Here is a 14,155-nt window from a genome sequence, read left to right on the forward strand (position 1 = left end):
GCAGCGAGGAGCGGATGGCGCGCCCGCATGCGGTGCGCCGTCCCGGAGTCATCGGCCCCGGACGGCCGCCCGCTCGTCCTCCAGGAAGCGCGCCCGGGAGACGACCAGCCCCGCCGCGAGTGCGGGCACCGCCGTCGCGAGGAGGAGCGCCATCGGCACCGCCCACGTACCGGTCGCCTCGTGCAGCAGTCCGACCGCGATGGGGCCGAGGGCGACGATGACGTAGCCGACCGACTGCATGAAGCCGCTCAGCGCGACCGCCCCGGCGTGCGTGCGGGTCCGCAGGTTCACGAGCACCAGCGAGAGCGGGAAGAGCAGCGGACCGATGCCCGCGAGCGCGACCCACAGCCAGGTCGCGGCGGCGGGCGCGACCAGCAGTCCGGTCCAGCCCGCCGCGATGGTCGCGGCGGCGATCGCGACCATCACGCGGACCGTCGCGGGCCGCGTCGCGAGGACCGGGACGACGAGGGAGACGGGCAGTCCCATCGCGGCGTAGAGGGCCAGCAGCACGCCCGCGGCGGCGGCGCTCGTGCCGGCCGTGTCCGCGAGCATCGACGGCAACCAGGCGAAGACCGCGTACGCGTTGAATCCGGCGACCGAGAAGACGGCGGCGAGCGCCCACGCCAGCGGCGAGCGGAAGGCGTGCCGGAGCAGGCCCGGCTCCGCCTCCTCGGGGAGCGCCGCGGGCGCCGCACGGCGCGGGTGCAGCAGCAGCGCCATCCACGGGACGATCGAGGCGAGCGCGACGGCCGCCCACACCTCGAACGAGGTGCGCCACCCCGCCGCCTCGGAGACCGGCACGGCGACGAGCGGCGGCACGAAGGTGCTCACCGACAGCGCGGTGACGTACAGCGAGGTCACGAGGCCGATGCGATCGGGGAAGTACCGCTTCACGAGCGGCGGGAGCAGCACGTTGCCGACGCCGACCGCCGCGAAGGTGACCGTGCTCGCGGCGAACAGCCACCATCCGGAACCGGCGAGGCCGCGGCCGGCGCTGCCGACGACGAGCGCGATGAGCGCGCCCACGAGCACCGGTTCGAGCCCCGCCCGCCGGGTGAGCACGGGCGTCGCGATGCCGAAGACCGCGTAGCAGAGCGGCGGGAGCATGCCGAGCAGGCCGACCAGCGCCGTCGGGACCGACATGTCCGCCTCGATCAGGCCGAGGATCGGCGAGAGGGAGGCGACCGCGGTGCGCAGGTTGAACGCGACGAGCAGGATGCCGAGGAGGGCGAGGGTTCGACCCCGCCACAGCGGGGCGGTCTCGGGGCTCACCAGCCGAGTCTAGGCGCCGCGCCGGGCGCCCGACGCTCCCGGGGCCGTGCCGGACGCCCGGCCCCTCCCGGGGTCGCGCAGGCCCCGCCGCACCTGAGCGTCAGGCCGAGGCGCGCTCCAGCACCTCGGCGACGTGGCTGCCGAAGGTGCAGTCCATGAGCTCGGCGGCGTCGCGGTCGCCCTTGGCCGCGAGCCCGATGCCCGAGGCGAGCAGCGTGTTGATGAGCATCCCGTCGGCGAGGAACCGGTGGATCTGCTCGGGCTCGAAGCCGGCCTCGTCGCGGAGCATGCGGAAGACCTGGAGGAAGCCGTCTCGCGCGACCGGCCCGATCACCGGGTCGGATCCCATCATGAAGCCGTGCAGCAGCGTGAGCAGCGTCCCGCGGTCCTCGACGAGCTCGAGGTAGGCCTCGCCGAGCCGGGCCTCGCGGGCCTTCCCGTCCGCGTCGGCGGCGACGTCGGCGGCGACGTCGCCCGCGTCGTCCGCGTCGGCGAGCGCCGCACGGAATGCGGCGAGCAGCCGGCCGAGCGTGCGGCGCAGCGTCTCGATGAAGAGCTGCTCCTTGGTGCCGAAGAGCCGGACCACGTACGGCTGGCTGATGCCCGCGGCCCTCGCGACGCGGTCGGTGGTGGCCGCGGAGTAGCCGAGCTCGCCGAAGACGGTCGTGGCGGCGGCGAGGATCTGCTCGCGCCGCTCATCCGCTGAGATGCGCTCGGTTCGTGGGGTCATGCTTGACATGTTATCAGTCGATAACTACATTGCATTCTTGTAATCATTCGATTACTCCGACGAACGGAACGTACTCCCATGCCATCTCCACGACGGGCCCCCGTCTGGCTCATCCTCATCGCGACGTCCCTCCCGATGTTCATGGCGTCGCTCGACAACCTCGTCATCACCAACGCGCTCCCGGTCATGGCCGCCGACCTCGGCGCCGGCATCGAGGAGCTGCAGTGGTTCCTCAACGCCTTCACGCTCGCGTTCGCGACGTTCATCCTGCCCGCGGCCGCACTCGGCGACCGGATCGGCCGCCGCACGGTCTTCCTCGGCGGCATCGCGATCTTCACGGCCGCGAGCGTGCTCACCGCCCTCAGCACCGAGCCGTGGATGGTCATCGGCGCCCGCGCCGTCCAGGGCCTCGGCGCCGCGGCGATCATGCCCCTCTCGCTCACGCTCGTCGCCGGCGCGGTGCCGGCGCGCCTCCGACCGCTCGCGATCGGGATCTGGGGCGGCGTGTCGGGCCTCGGCGTCGCGCTCGGACCGCTCGTCGGCGGCGCCGTGATCGAGGGATGGAACTGGCAGTCCATCTTCTGGATCAACGTGCCGATCGGCATCATCGCGTTCCTCCTGGTCCGACTCGTCCTCGCGGACGTCCGCGGCGAACGGCGGCCGATCGACCTGGCCGGCGTCGCCCTCGCCGGACTCGGCGTCCTCGGCCTCGTGTTCGGCATCGTGCGCGGCAACGAGGCGGGGTGGACGAGCGCCGACGTGCTGCTCCCCCTCGTCGCAGGCGTCGTGCTCCTCGTCGCGTTCCTGCTCTGGGAGGCGCGCGCGAGCGCTCCGGTGCTGCCGCTGTCGCTCTTCCGCGACCGCAGCTTCAGCGTCGCGAACGCCGTGGGCTTCACGTTCAGCTTCGGCGTGTTCGGGGCGATCTTCCTGCTCGTGCAGTTCCTTCAGGTCGTCCAGGGCCGCAGCGCGCTCGAGGCGGGGCTCATGACGATGCCGTGGACGCTCGCGCCGATGTTCGTGGCACCGCTGGCGGGACTGCTCGCCCCGCGGATCGGCACCCGGGCGCTCATGGTCGCCGGCCTCGCCGCGCAGGCGACCGCGATGTTCTGGATCGCCGCGACGCTCAGCGCGGACGTCGCCTACCCGACCCTCGTGCCCGCGTTCGCGCTCGCCGGCATCGGCATGGGCCTCGTCTTCGCGCCGATGGCGACCGCGGTGCTCGCCCGGATGCCCGAGCGCGACCACGCGAAGGCCTCGGGCACCAACTCCACGCTCCGCGAGATCGGCGGTGCCCTGGGCGTCGCCGTGCTCACCGCGGTCTTCACCGGGGCCGGCGGCGAGCTCACGCCGACCGCCTATGTCGACGCCGCGATCCCCGCGGTCGCCACCGGGGCCGCGGTGCTCGCGCTCGCGGGCGTGCTCGCCGTGCTGCTGCCCGCCGGACGCGCGGAGCGCCCGCTCGACCCCGCGCCTGTCCCCGTCGCGGAGCCGGTCACGGGTGCGCAGCCGGTCGCGCCGGCGGCCGCGCCGGCGGCCGCGGCGGTCCCCGTCGCCGGCTGAGGCCGGGCGACCGGACCCGATCGCCCCCCGCCCCGTCCCGCGCGGGCGAGGGGCGATCGGCGCGCGCTCCCCCGTCTCGGTCGCGCCCCGCCGACGGCCGGTCGAGCCGGCGCCGCGGCGGCCGCGCGCGTCTAGGCTGGTGTGGTGGCCGACCTCTCGCGCTATCTGCCGCTCAGCCGCCGTCCCGACGTGGACGAGTCCGGCGTGACCGCCGACCGGCGCGCCGAGACGGCCGAGGTCCTCCGGTCCGTCGCCACCGTCCTGCGCGCGGGCGGCGACGAGCTCTGGTCCGCCCCCACCGACCGACCCGGCTGGCGCGTCGCCGACGTGACGGCCGACCTCGTCCGCGGATTCGACCGGACGCGCACGCGCCGGGCGCTCGACGCCGCGGAGCGGCTCGTGCGCGGCGGCGAGGCGCGGCGGCTCGACGAGCTCGAGCGCCTGTCGGGCCCGTCGGCCGGAGCCGACGCGCTCGACACCCGCGCCGCGACCGTCCTCGGACGCGAGCGCGCGACCGGGGTCGCCGAGCTCGACGACGCCGTGGTGGCCGCCCTGCTCGTCGGCGGCGCGGCGGGCGCCGACGTGCCGCTGTCCGCCCGCGCCTCCGGCGCCGTAGCGCTCCGCCGCGCCGCCGCGGCGCCGACCGAGATCCGGGCCGTCATCTCAGGGCACGCGCTGCGGGCGACGGATGCCGGCTGGGAGTTCGGCCACGGCAGCCCGCTGGTCGACACGGCGAACGCGCTGCTGCGCTTCCTCATGGGCATCGGCACGGTCGCCCCGCACCCGCCGCGCGGCGACGAGCGGGACGACGTGCCCTCGGCCTGACTCAGCCGACGAGGTCGCGGGCCCGCACGACGTCGCGCCCCATCTGCTCGACGAGGGCGTCGATGCCGTCGAACTTCTCCATGCCGCGGATCCGATGCGCGAACTCGACGCTGACCACGTGGTCGTACAGGTCGAGGTCGCGGTCGAGCACGTACGCCTCGACGGTGCGCCGCTCGACCCCGTCGAACGTCGGGTTCACGCCGACCGAGATCGCGGCCGGATAGGTCGTGCCGGCGTCCGTGAGCCAGCCGGCGTAGACGCCGTCGCCGGGGATGAAGCCCTCGGCGTCGGGCGCGAGGTTCGCCGTCGGGTAGCCGAGCTCGCGGCCGCGCTTGAACCCGTGCACGACGAGGCCGCGGACCGTCGGCAGGTGTCCCAGGAGCTCGCCGGCATGCTCGACGGCGCCGGCGTCCAGCAGTTCGCGGATCCAGGTCGACGACACGCGGCGCCCGCCCTCGGGCACGACGTCCTCGACCACCACGACCTCGAATCCGTATTCCTCGCCCTGCCGCTGGAGCATCGCCACGTCGCCCTCGTTGCCCGCGCCGTACCGGAAGTCGCTCCCGACGAGGAGGACCCGTGCGTCGAGCGCCTCGACGAGGAAGCGCCGCACGAACGCGTCGGCCGTGTTCGACGCGAGGGCGGCGTCGTAGTGCAGCAGCACCGTGGCGTCCAGCCCGGTGGTGGCGAGCAGCTCGAGCTTCTGCCGCGTGCTCACGAGCTCGGGCGGCGTGCGCTCGGGGGCGTGGAAGGCGGCCGGATGGCGGTCGAAGGTGATCGCCACGGCCTCGAGCCGACGCGCGTCGGCGATGTCGCGCAGGGCGCCGATGACCGCACGATGTCCCTGGTGGACGCCGTCGAATTTTCCGATCGTCACCGCGGAGGGCCCGTAGTGGGCCGGCACGGCCTCGATCCCCGGGAACGTCCTCACTCGGCGTCCCCGCTCGCATCGGCGTCGACGGGGTGACGGGCGAGCCACCACATGCCGAGCGGTGGCAGCACGAGCGGGATGAACAGGTAGCCGCGGCCGAACCACGACCACACCGTGTCGTGCGGGAACAGGTCGGGCCGGAGGATGCTCAGCAGGCCCACGACGATCACGCCGGTGAACTCGAACACGATCGTCGCCCACGCCACGCGGTACCACGTCCGTCCCGGCAGCACGAGCGCGACCGTGGCGAGGATGTAGACCACGGCCGCGAGGGCCGAGAGCGCGTACGCCACCGGCGCCTCGTCGAACTTCTCGACGATCTGCACGACCGAGCGTCCGGTCGCGGCGAGCGCGAGCACGCCGTACACGGCGACGAGCACCCGGCCGATCCCGCTGAGTCGCCCTCGGCGACGCGCGTCGGCGGGGGCGGTGGATGTGTCGTTCATGTCGTCCGATTCTCCCAGACCCGGCCTCACGCCTGCTGGACCGTCCAGATCTGCAGCATCCGGTACACCATCACGGCCACGGCGAGCGCAGCGACCCCGCACACGACGGTCGCCCAGCGTCCCCGGTCGATGAGGGCCCAGAGCGCCGCGGCCGGCGGCAGCAGCACGGCGCTGACGAGGTACACCCAGAACTCGAGCAGGCTCCCCGTCGGCGGGTTGCCGACGGCGGGCGCGACGAGGGCCACGACGACCTGGGCGACGAGCAGCAGCTCGACGAGCGCGAGCGCGCCGAGCACGAGGTCGTTCGGCACCCGGCCCGCGAGGCCCAGCACGATGCCGACGAGGCCCGAGAGCACCGCGACCGCGACCTGCACGTAGGCGAACCACTCGATCATGCGCCCTCCTCGGCGGGGAACCCGGTGACGACCTTCAGCTGGGGGCCGCGGCGCTCCACGATCGCCACGAGCACGTCGCCCGGTCCGACCGCGGCGATCGGCGTGCCGCCGTCGAGGGCCGCCGCCGCGGCGTCCGCGGCGATCCGCTTTCCGTGCCGCAGGTCGCGCGTGGCGTCGTCGTCGACCTCGACCACGGGCAGCGTCCGGCGCGCGGCGTCGGCGGGACCGAGGCGGGCGGCGTCGACGTCGAGCCCCTCGAGCCCGCCGGCCTCGGCGACGTCGAACGCGCCGATGCGGGTGCGCCGGAGCGCGGTGAGGTGGCCGCCGACGCCGAGCGCGGCGCCGAGGTCGCGCGCGAGGGCGCGCACGTAGGTGCCGGACGAGCACGCGACGCGCACGTCGAGGTCGCGCCATCCGTCGCCGCCGCGGGTGTCGAGCAGTTCGAACGCCGAGACGGTCACGGTGCGCGGCGCCAGCTCGACCGCCTCGCCGTCGCGGACGCGCTGGTAGGCGCGCCTGCCGTCGACCTTGACGGCGCTCACGGCGCTGGGGACCTGGTCGATGGTGCCGGTGAGGGCGGCCATGCCGCGGGCGAGGTCGTCGGGATCGACGGCGGCGACCGACTCGGCGGATGCCGCGGGCAGCGGCTCGCCCTCGGCGTCGTCGGTGGTCGTGGCCCAGCCGAGCCGGATCGTCGCGAGGTACTCCTTGTCGAGCCCGACCAGGTGGTGGAGGAGCCGGGTCGAGCTCTCGACGCCGAGCAGCAGCAGGCCCGTCGCCATCGGGTCGAGCGTGCCGGCGTGGCCGACCTTCCGGGTGCCGGCGAGGCGTCGCACGCGGGCGACCACGTCGTGGCTGGTCATCCCCTGCGGCTTGTCGACGAGGAGGATGCCGCTGTTCACGCCGTACAGGCTAACAGCGCCGCGGTGGCCGATTCGTCGCCGGCATCCGCCTACGCTGGTGCGGTGAGGATCGGGATCATCGGCGCGGGTGCGCTGGGCGGCACGTTCGCCGCGCTGCTCGCGCGAGCGGGGCACGACGTGGAGGTGACGGCCCGCGGCGCGGGCCTCGAGGCGATCCGCGCGGACGGCATCCGGTTGTCGGGCGGGTACGGCGAGGCGCACGTGCACCCGGCGGCCGGCGAGCGCCTGTCGGTCCGCCCCGACCTCGTGCTCGTGTGCACCAAGGCGCAGGATGCCGCGGCCGCGATCACCGCCAACGGTGCGGCGATCGACGGCGTGCCGGTCGTGGTCGTGCAGAACGGGCTCGACGGCGTCGCGACGGCCGAGCGGCTGCTGCCGAAGTCGTCGTGCATGGGCCTGCTCTCGATCATCGCGGCCAACTACACGGAGCCCGGCACGGTGCGCGTGACGACGACCGCCGCCAGCTACCTCGGGCGCGGCGACGGTCCGGCCGACGACGAGGTCCGGCGCATCGCCGCGGACCTCTCCGGCGCCGTGCCGATCGTCGCGGTCGCGAACTTCCGCGGCTCCCAGTGGACCAAGCTCGTCGTCAACATGCTGAACGCGGTGCCCGCCATCGTCGGACGGAGCGTCCAGGACGTCGTGGACGATCGGGAGCTGCGCCGGGTCGTCGCCGCCTCGATGCGCGAGTGCGTCCGGGTCGGCATCGCCCGCGGCGTCCGGTTCGGCTCCCTGCAGGGCCTGGGCGACCGGCGACTGCGCGCGTTCGCGAGCCTGCCCCTCGCGCTCGGGCAGGCGCTGCCGTGGTCGATGCGCGTGCGCATGGGGAACGTGCCGAACCTCGGCTCGACGCAGCAGAGCCTGCGACGCGGCCAGCGCACCGAGGTGGACTTCCTGAACGGCGCCGTGGTGCGCGAGGCGGAGGCCGCGGGGATCGACGCCCCCGTGAACCGGGCGCTCACGGCCCTCGTGCACGAGGTCGAGGCCGCGGGGGCGCCGTTGCCCCCGGAGCGCGTGGTCGCCGTGCTCGCCGACACCGGCGCGTAGCGCCGACGGCGCCGGCCGCTCGGGCTAGGGTTCCCTCGATCCGGACCCTCCGAACGAATCGAGTCGACGTGGAACCCTACGACCCCGTCCCCGAACGCGCCGATGCGGGCACCGACGACGACGCGGCGGCGCCCGCCCGGACCGGAGCCGACGCCGATCCGGCCGCGCCGGGGCGCCGCCCCCTGCGCTGGTGGCTGACCCTTCCGATCGGCATGGCCGCGGGCGCGTTCGGACTGCTGCCCTGGCTCGTGACGGGCGGACGGCTGCCGCTCCAGAACCTCTGGGCGACCGACGCGCTGCCGGACGAGTACCCCGTCGTGCTGCTGCCGTTCAGCCAGTACGCGCTGTCGACGATCGCGGCGCTGCTCGTCGTCGGCGCCGCGGTCGCCGGCATCGCGGCCCGCGCGACGCGTGGGGTCCGCCCGCGCTCGGGCGTCGCGTGGTTGCTGGTCGGGCTCCTCGTCGTGCAGGCCGCCGCGATCGTGCAGACGACGACCGTCCTGGCCGACGGCCTCGAGGACCGGACCGAGTCCGACCTGTACCTGGCCGCACTCGTCGCCGTGGCCGTGCTGGCGAACCTGGTCGGCGTGCTCGTGATGCTGCTGGTGGCCGTCGCGCCCCGCGCCGGCGCCGTGATCGGGCTCGCGCTCGCGGCGGTGCTCGTGCCGTCGTGGCTCGGACTGCTGCTGGCGCCGCACCCCGCGCTCGCCGACCCGGCGATCACCGAGGCGCTCGGGCTGCTCAGGTGGCTGCCGGCGGTGCTCGTCGGGGCCGCCGTGGCCTGGGCGGGGATCGGCACGGTCGGGCGCGTCCTCGCGGCGATCGTCGCGCTGGTGGTGCTCTGGATCGGACCGGCGCTGATCACGGCGGTGACCGCCGCCGCGGGCAGTCGCGTGCTCGCCCGTCAGCCGGCCGAGATGCTCGACTACGCCGCCGACGTCTTCCGTGCGGCGACGACGCGCCCCGAGGTCGTGCTCCCGCCACTCGTGGTCGCGGTCGTCGTGGCGGCCGCCGGTCTCGTCGGGCGACTCGTCGTCGGCCGCCTCCGCCCCGCCCCCGCCGACCCGGTCGGCCCCCGTGACGAGGTGCCGCAGGCGGACGCCGGGCCGCACGCGGACGCCGGGCCGCAGGCGGACGCCGGGCCGCAGGCGTAGCCGGCGGGGCCTCGCGACGCCGCGTCAGTCCCCCTCCGCCGCCTCGGCACGCGCCTCGGCGGCGGGTCCGTCGTCGTCGCCGAGCCCGCCGGCATCGCCGCGCCGCGGGTGCGCCGGATCCGACTGGTCGATCACGATGGATGCCACGGCACGCGGATCGCTCGACGCGTAGGCGATGCGATCGGCGGCATCCGTCGGCTCGCCGTCCACCGCGAGCGCGACGTCCCAGCGGTCGCGAAGCCGACGACGCAGCAGGAAGCGCCCGTCCAGCACGAGGATCGCGTCCGCCGGACCCGTGCGCCACTTCGGCTCGACCCACGCGTCGCGCGCGAGGTCGAACCCGCGCGTCACGAACGCGGTCGAGCCCGCCATCCGGAACGGCTCGACGAGCGTGCGCTCGAGGAGGGACTCGTCGATGCCGTAGCGCCAGTACCGTTCGGCGGTGTCCGGGCCGTAGTCCGCCTGCGCCTCGCGCGACCGGTGGAAGTCCTCGGTGCTCGCGCGGAAGACCGAGAGGTCGCGCTCGCGGAGCACGTCGGCGAGGTCGTCGCCGAGCTGCGTCTTGCCGCTCCGCAGGGGACCGTCGATGGCGACGATCACCCGCCCGCGACCGATCCGGGCGAGGAACTCGTCGGCGATCCCCCGGAGGAACGCCACGCGGGGCGTGGTGACCAGGCGCATGCTCCGAGCGTACGTCGCCGCACCGGTCGCGTCGACGCAGACCGGGCCTACGCTGGACGGATGCCGACCCGCGAACCCGCCGCCGAGACCGGGACGACCGACGCCACCGCCGCCCTCTCGGGGGCGATCGTCGACTGGTTCGCCCACGCGGCGCGCCCCCTGCCGTGGCGCGCGGCCGACGTGTCCCCGTGGGCGGTGCTCGTGAGCGAGTTCATGCTGCAGCAGACCCAGGTCGCGCGCGTGCAACCGCGGTGGGAGGAGTGGATCCGCCGCTGGCCGACGCCGGCCGACCTCGCGGCCGCGCCCGCGTCGGACGCGGTGCGGGCGTGGGATCGACTCGGCTACCCGAGGCGGGCGCTGTGGCTGCACCGCGCCGCGACCGAGATCGTCGAGCGGCACGGCGGCGAGGTGCCCTGCGACCTCGACGCGCTGTCGGCGCTGCAGGGCATCGGGCCGTACACGGCCCGCGCGATCGCCGCGTTCGCGTTCGGCGAGCGGCACCCCGTGGTCGACACCAACACCCGTCGCGTGATCGCCCGCGCCGTCGGCGGCGTCGCGGAGGCCGGTCCGCCGTCGACGCGTCGCGACCTCGACGCGATGTCGGCCCTGCTGCCGCCCGACCGCGCGCGGGCGAGGGCGTTCAACGCGGGAGCGATGGAGCTCGGGGCGACGGTCTGCGTCGCCCGCGCGCCGCGCTGCGACGACTGCCCGATCGCGGATCGCTGCGCCTGGCGGGCCGCCGGGTACCCGGCCTACGACGGCCCGCGGCGCGCCCGACAGGCGAGGTTCGCCGGCAGCGACCGCGAGGCGCGCGGCCTCGTCCTGCGCGAGCTGCGCGCCGCGCATCGGCCAGTCGCTCTCGAGGAGCTCGCGCGCGTCGTCGACGACCGGCTCGACCGCGCGCTCGAGGGCCTCGTCGCCGACGGCCTCGCGGTCCGCGTCGACGGTGGCTACGTCCTGCCGGACTCCTGACCGCGTCGCGGATCCCGCCCCGGCCCGCCGCCGCGTCGGCCCCGCCCCGAGACGTGCCGGGCGCCGACGGCGGGTCAGCCGCCGGCGAGTCCGAGCAGCTGGAAGGCCTCGACGGGCGCGTCGCGACCCTTCACCTCGAGGGCGCCGAGCGGCCTGGTGATCGCCTCATCGCCGAGCAGGCGGGCCGTCGCCGCGCCGATCGCGACGCCGCCGACCGGAGCGAGGCCCTCGAGTCGCGACGCGACGTTCACGGCGTCGCCGATCACGGTGTAGGTCCTGCCGCCGCCCGTGCCCAGGATCCCCACGTTCACCTCGCCCGAGTTCACGCCGACGCGGAACCGCGGCCAGTCCGGGTGCTCGGCCTGCACGGCCGACGCCGCCTGCTGCAGGGCGAGACCCGCGCCGACGGCGCGCTTGGCGTGACCGCCGTCGGCGCCGCCGTCCTCGAACACCACCATCACCGCATCCCCGATCAGGCGGTCGACGCGGCCCCCGTAGCGTCCGACGAGCGGCGGGATCACGTCGGTGAAGTACGCGTTGAGCATCGCCGTCACCTCGGCGGGCTCGTGCTGCTCCGAGAAGCGCGTGAAGCCGGCGAGGTCGGCGAAGAGGATCGAGACCTCCCGCTCCCCCGCCGCGGTCTCGCGCGTGTACAGTCCGGCCCACCGCTCCTCGCGCCACGACCGCTGCGCGGCGACCACGATGAGCACGAACGCGGCGAGCATGAGCACGTGCCACTCCCACCACGACAGGTGCCAGTTGCGTCCGAAGACCACCGCGATCTCCGCCTCGGCGAGCAGCGTGAACGCGGCGGCGAACGCGAGCGGCAGCGGGGAGGCGGGATGCCGCGGCATCCGCAGGTACCGGACGACGGCGATCGCGTAGCAGGCGAGCCCCACCACCGCGAGCACCGTGAAGGGGGCGTCCAGCCGTTCGGGCGGCGCGCCCGCGAGCGGGCCGAGCTCGAGCAGGGAGACCGCGCCCCAGGCGACCATCACCGCGAGCAGCGCGACGATGAGCCACGGGGTCATCTTCAGCACCCGGGCGCCGTGCGCCCCGTCGAGGTCGGCGCTCGACCACGCCGCGAACACGGCGGCCACCGTGAGTCCGACGGGAGTCGCGAGCGCGAAGCCCGTGTTGCTGCCCGCGAGCAGCACGCCGGGCGTCGCGAGCGCGTGCAGGGCGAGGAACCCGGCCGCCGCGAGGAACGAGAGCGACACGAGCACGAGCCGCGGGTCGCGCCGCAGGCGAGCGGCTGCGGCGACCGCCCACGCCAGGGCCGCGTTGATCGCGCCCGCGGCGAGCACGAGCCAGAAGTGGGTGGGCTGGTGCTCCCACTCGAGGTCGAGTGCGGGCCGGGCGATGAGGAGTCCGAGCCCGAGCAGTGGGATCGCGAGCACGACGGCGGTCCAGGCGACGCGTCCGGCGGGCGGCCGCGGGGCCGCCGGACCGGTGCCGGACGCCGCAGAGGTCACGTCGGACCGCTCCCGCGTTCGGCGGCCGCGTCCGCGGCGGCGGCTTCCGCGAGCCGCCGGTGCACCGAGGAGACCACCACCGACCCCTCGCCGACGGCCGAGGCCACGCGCTTGATCGCGCCGCGGCGCGCGTCGCCCACGGCGAAGATGCCCGGCACGCTCGTCTCGTGCGGGAATGGCTCGCGGTCGACCGTCCATGCCGGCCGCTCGGGCGCGGCGACGACCTCGGGCCCCGTGAGCACGTAGCCCCAGCGGTCGCGGAGGATCTCGGGCGGGAGCCACTCGGTGCGCGGCGACGCCCCGATGAGCACGAACAGGCCCGCGCACTCCTCGTCGTGCTCCTCGCCGGTGTCGCGGTCGCGCAGCCGGATGCGCTCGAGCGCCCCGTCGCCCCCGCCGCCGACCACCTCGACGCGGGTGTGGACCCGGACGCCCTGCGCATCGAGCTGGTCGATGAGGTACTGCGACATGCTCTCGGCGAGGCCCGTGCCGCGGACGAGGATGGCCACGGATGCCGCGTACCGCGCCAGGTGGAGCGCGGCCTGCCCCGCCGAGTTGCCGCCGCCGATGATGAACACGGGGCGACCCGCGACGCCCTGAGCCTCGATCGCGGACGCACCGTAGAAGACGCCGGCGCCCTCGAACCGCTCGAGCTCGGCGACGCCGAGCCGGCGGTACGACACGCCCGTGGCCAGCACGATCGCACGGCACCGGATGTGGTCCTCCGGCGCGACGTGCACGACGAACCCGCCGTCCTCGACCTCGATCGCGACGGCCTCGCGGGCGTGCGCGAAGCGGGCGCCGAAGACCCACGCCTGCTGGTAGGCGCGCTGCGCCAGTTCCGAGCCCGAGATGCCGCGCGAGAAGCCGAGGTAGTTGCGGATCAGCGAGCTCGACCCGGCCTGCCCGCCGATCGACTCGCGCTCCACGACGAGCACGTCCAGGCCTTCGGAGGCGGCGTACACCGCCGCCGCGAGCCCGCCCGGCCCCGCGCCGACCACGACGACGTCGGCCGACGGCTCCGGGCCGAGCGAGGTGGTGAGGCCGTAGGCCTCGGCGAGCTCCGCGTTGCCCGGGTTCCGGAGCACGCGACCGTCGAGCATCACGACGACGGGCTCCTCGGGCACGGCGTCGAGGCCCGAGGCGGCGAGGCGGTCCCGCGCCGCCGCGGAGCCCGGATCCAGCCACTCGTGCGGCACGCCGCCGCGCGCGAGCAGGCTGCGCAGCTCGTGCGTGCGCGGCAGCGCGGTGCGGCCGATGACGGCGACCTCGCGGGGTCGCAGGCCGATCGAGCGCTCCCACTCGAGGAGGAACTCGGTGATGGTGCGGTGGAAGTACTCGTCCGGGGTGTGCCACGGGCGGATGACGTAGTACTCGAGCTCGCCGGCGCCCATGAGCGACAGGATCTCGTCGCGCACTGCGACATCGCCCCACTGGCCCCACTCGATGAGCCGACCGCGTCGCACGTCCGGGAACCTCCGGCGCGCACGCGAGAACACGGTGCGTCCGTCCAGGTCGCCCGCCCGGTCGGCGAGGATCAGGGCGAGGAGCCCGCCCTCCTCGGCGATCGCGTCGATGCGTTCCGCCGCTTCGTGCTCGTCGACCGCCTGCTCGATGCGGTAGTCGCGGGCGTAGCGGCGCTCGAGCTCGGCCACGACCGAGCTGCGGGCGTCGCGATCGCGCGCGACGACGAGGATGACCGGCGGTGCGACGCTCGACATTGACCCCTCCTCCGACGGGCCGG

General features: G+C 75.3%; 14 protein-coding genes. 5 read left to right on the top strand and 9 right to left on the bottom strand.

Translation table 11 applies throughout. The features are described from left to right. Window positions 1-48: 48 nt before the first annotated feature. Entirely contained in the window at window positions 49-1,272 is a 1,224-nt protein-coding gene (locus tag ABD230_RS13115) for an MFS transporter (protein WP_344374879.1), read from the bottom strand. 100 nt (window positions 1,273-1,372) lie between these two features. Then, window positions 1,373-2,002, bottom strand: a complete 630-nt coding sequence (locus ABD230_RS13120) for a TetR/AcrR family transcriptional regulator (protein WP_344374882.1) — start codon at window positions 2,000-2,002, stop codon at window positions 1,373-1,375. Window positions 2,003-2,080: 78 nt separating this feature from the next. On the opposite strand from ABD230_RS13120, the gene ABD230_RS13125 reads away from it, so the two are divergent. Beyond that, on the top strand, window positions 2,081-3,562 hold the full coding sequence (locus tag ABD230_RS13125; protein ID WP_344374887.1) for a DHA2 family efflux MFS transporter permease subunit: 1,482 nt from the start codon (window positions 2,081-2,083) through the stop codon (window positions 3,560-3,562). Between the two features lie 144 nt (window positions 3,563-3,706). Continuing rightward, complete coding sequence (locus ABD230_RS13130; RefSeq protein ID WP_344374890.1) at window positions 3,707-4,387, top strand: hypothetical protein; 681 nt, start codon at window positions 3,707-3,709, stop codon at window positions 4,385-4,387. 1 nt (window position 4,388) lies between these two features. Here ABD230_RS13130 and ABD230_RS13135 read toward each other — a convergent pair whose 3' ends face one another. Genes ABD230_RS13135 through truB form a run of 4 tightly spaced genes read right to left on the bottom strand, consistent with a single transcriptional unit; the run spans window position 4,389 to window position 7,022 of the window. Then, window positions 4,389-5,318 carry a bifunctional riboflavin kinase/FAD synthetase gene (locus tag ABD230_RS13135; RefSeq protein WP_425546234.1) on the bottom strand — a complete coding sequence of 310 codons (930 nt, stop codon included), beginning with the start codon at window positions 5,316-5,318 and terminating at the stop codon, window positions 4,389-4,391. Then, window positions 5,315-5,764, bottom strand: a complete 450-nt coding sequence (locus ABD230_RS13140) for a hypothetical protein (protein WP_344374894.1) — start codon at window positions 5,762-5,764, stop codon at window positions 5,315-5,317. Before ABD230_RS13140 ends, ABD230_RS13135 begins: the two co-directional genes overlap by 4 nt. A 26-nt stretch (window positions 5,765-5,790) precedes the next feature. Further along, window positions 5,791-6,159, bottom strand: a complete 369-nt coding sequence (locus ABD230_RS13145) for a hypothetical protein (RefSeq protein WP_344374896.1) — start codon at window positions 6,157-6,159, stop codon at window positions 5,791-5,793. Further along, the gene (truB, locus tag ABD230_RS13150) at window positions 6,156-7,022 is read right to left on the bottom strand and encodes a tRNA pseudouridine(55) synthase TruB (RefSeq protein ID WP_425546238.1); all 867 of its coding nucleotides are present in this window, start codon (window positions 7,020-7,022) and stop codon (window positions 6,156-6,158) included. The genes ABD230_RS13145 and truB overlap by 4 nt, the downstream gene beginning before the upstream one ends. A 102-nt stretch (window positions 7,023-7,124) precedes the next feature. On the opposite strand from truB, the gene ABD230_RS13155 reads away from it, so the two are divergent. Then, on the top strand, window positions 7,125-8,129 hold the full coding sequence (locus ABD230_RS13155; RefSeq protein ID WP_344374899.1) for a ketopantoate reductase family protein: 1,005 nt from the start codon (window positions 7,125-7,127) through the stop codon (window positions 8,127-8,129). 68 nt (window positions 8,130-8,197) lie between these two features. After that, window positions 8,198-9,283, top strand: a complete 1,086-nt coding sequence (locus tag ABD230_RS13160; protein ID WP_344374902.1) for a hypothetical protein — start codon at window positions 8,198-8,200, stop codon at window positions 9,281-9,283. A gap of 24 nt (window positions 9,284-9,307) precedes the next feature. On the opposite strand, the gene ABD230_RS13165 is transcribed toward ABD230_RS13160, so the two are convergent. Then, a complete protein-coding gene (locus ABD230_RS13165) occupies window positions 9,308-9,964 on the bottom strand; it encodes a nucleoside/nucleotide kinase family protein (protein WP_344374905.1) in 657 nt (218 codons plus the stop codon). A gap of 60 nt (window positions 9,965-10,024) precedes the next feature. Between ABD230_RS13165 and ABD230_RS13170 the strand changes: the two genes are divergently transcribed. Continuing rightward, on the top strand, window positions 10,025-10,936 hold the full coding sequence (locus tag ABD230_RS13170; RefSeq protein ID WP_344374907.1) for an HhH-GPD family protein: 912 nt from the start codon (window positions 10,025-10,027) through the stop codon (window positions 10,934-10,936). A 74-nt stretch (window positions 10,937-11,010) separates the two neighbouring features. Here the strand turns inward: ABD230_RS13170 and ABD230_RS13175 are convergent, their stop codons facing one another. Both ABD230_RS13175 and ABD230_RS13180 read right to left on the bottom strand, forming a co-directional pair. After that, the gene (locus ABD230_RS13175; RefSeq protein WP_344374909.1) at window positions 11,011-12,411 is read right to left on the bottom strand and encodes an adenylate/guanylate cyclase domain-containing protein; all 1,401 of its coding nucleotides are present in this window, start codon (window positions 12,409-12,411) and stop codon (window positions 11,011-11,013) included. Continuing rightward, window positions 12,408-14,132 (bottom strand): NAD(P)/FAD-dependent oxidoreductase, encoded by a 1,725-nt coding sequence (locus ABD230_RS13180; protein ID WP_344374910.1) that lies wholly within the window; start codon window positions 14,130-14,132, stop codon window positions 12,408-12,410. The genes ABD230_RS13175 and ABD230_RS13180 overlap by 4 nt, the downstream gene beginning before the upstream one ends. Window positions 14,133-14,155: the final 23 nt, after the last annotated feature.

The organism is Agromyces tropicus, assembly GCF_039531345.1.
Lineage (GTDB): Bacteria > Actinomycetota > Actinomycetes > Actinomycetales > Microbacteriaceae > Agromyces > Agromyces tropicus.

Coding starts and splice junctions, on each gene's coding strand:
- ABD230_RS13125 (WP_344374887.1), top strand. CDS start 2,081: ATGCCATCTCCACGACGGGCCCCCGTCTGGCTCATCCTCATCGCGACG.
- ABD230_RS13180 (WP_344374910.1), bottom strand. CDS start 14,132: ATGTCGAGCGTCGCACCGCCGGTCATCCTCGTCGTCGCGCGCGATCGC.
- ABD230_RS13140 (WP_344374894.1), bottom strand. CDS start 5,764: ATGAACGACACATCCACCGCCCCCGCCGACGCGCGTCGCCGAGGGCGA.
- ABD230_RS13170 (WP_344374907.1), top strand. CDS start 10,025: ATGCCGACCCGCGAACCCGCCGCCGAGACCGGGACGACCGACGCCACC.
- ABD230_RS13145 (WP_344374896.1), bottom strand. CDS start 6,159: ATGATCGAGTGGTTCGCCTACGTGCAGGTCGCGGTCGCGGTGCTCTCG.
- truB (WP_425546238.1), bottom strand. CDS start 7,022: ATGACCAGCCACGACGTGGTCGCCCGCGTGCGACGCCTCGCCGGCACC.
- ABD230_RS13165 (WP_344374905.1), bottom strand. CDS start 9,964: ATGCGCCTGGTCACCACGCCCCGCGTGGCGTTCCTCCGGGGGATCGCC.
- ABD230_RS13120 (WP_344374882.1), bottom strand. CDS start 2,002: ATGACCCCACGAACCGAGCGCATCTCAGCGGATGAGCGGCGCGAGCAG.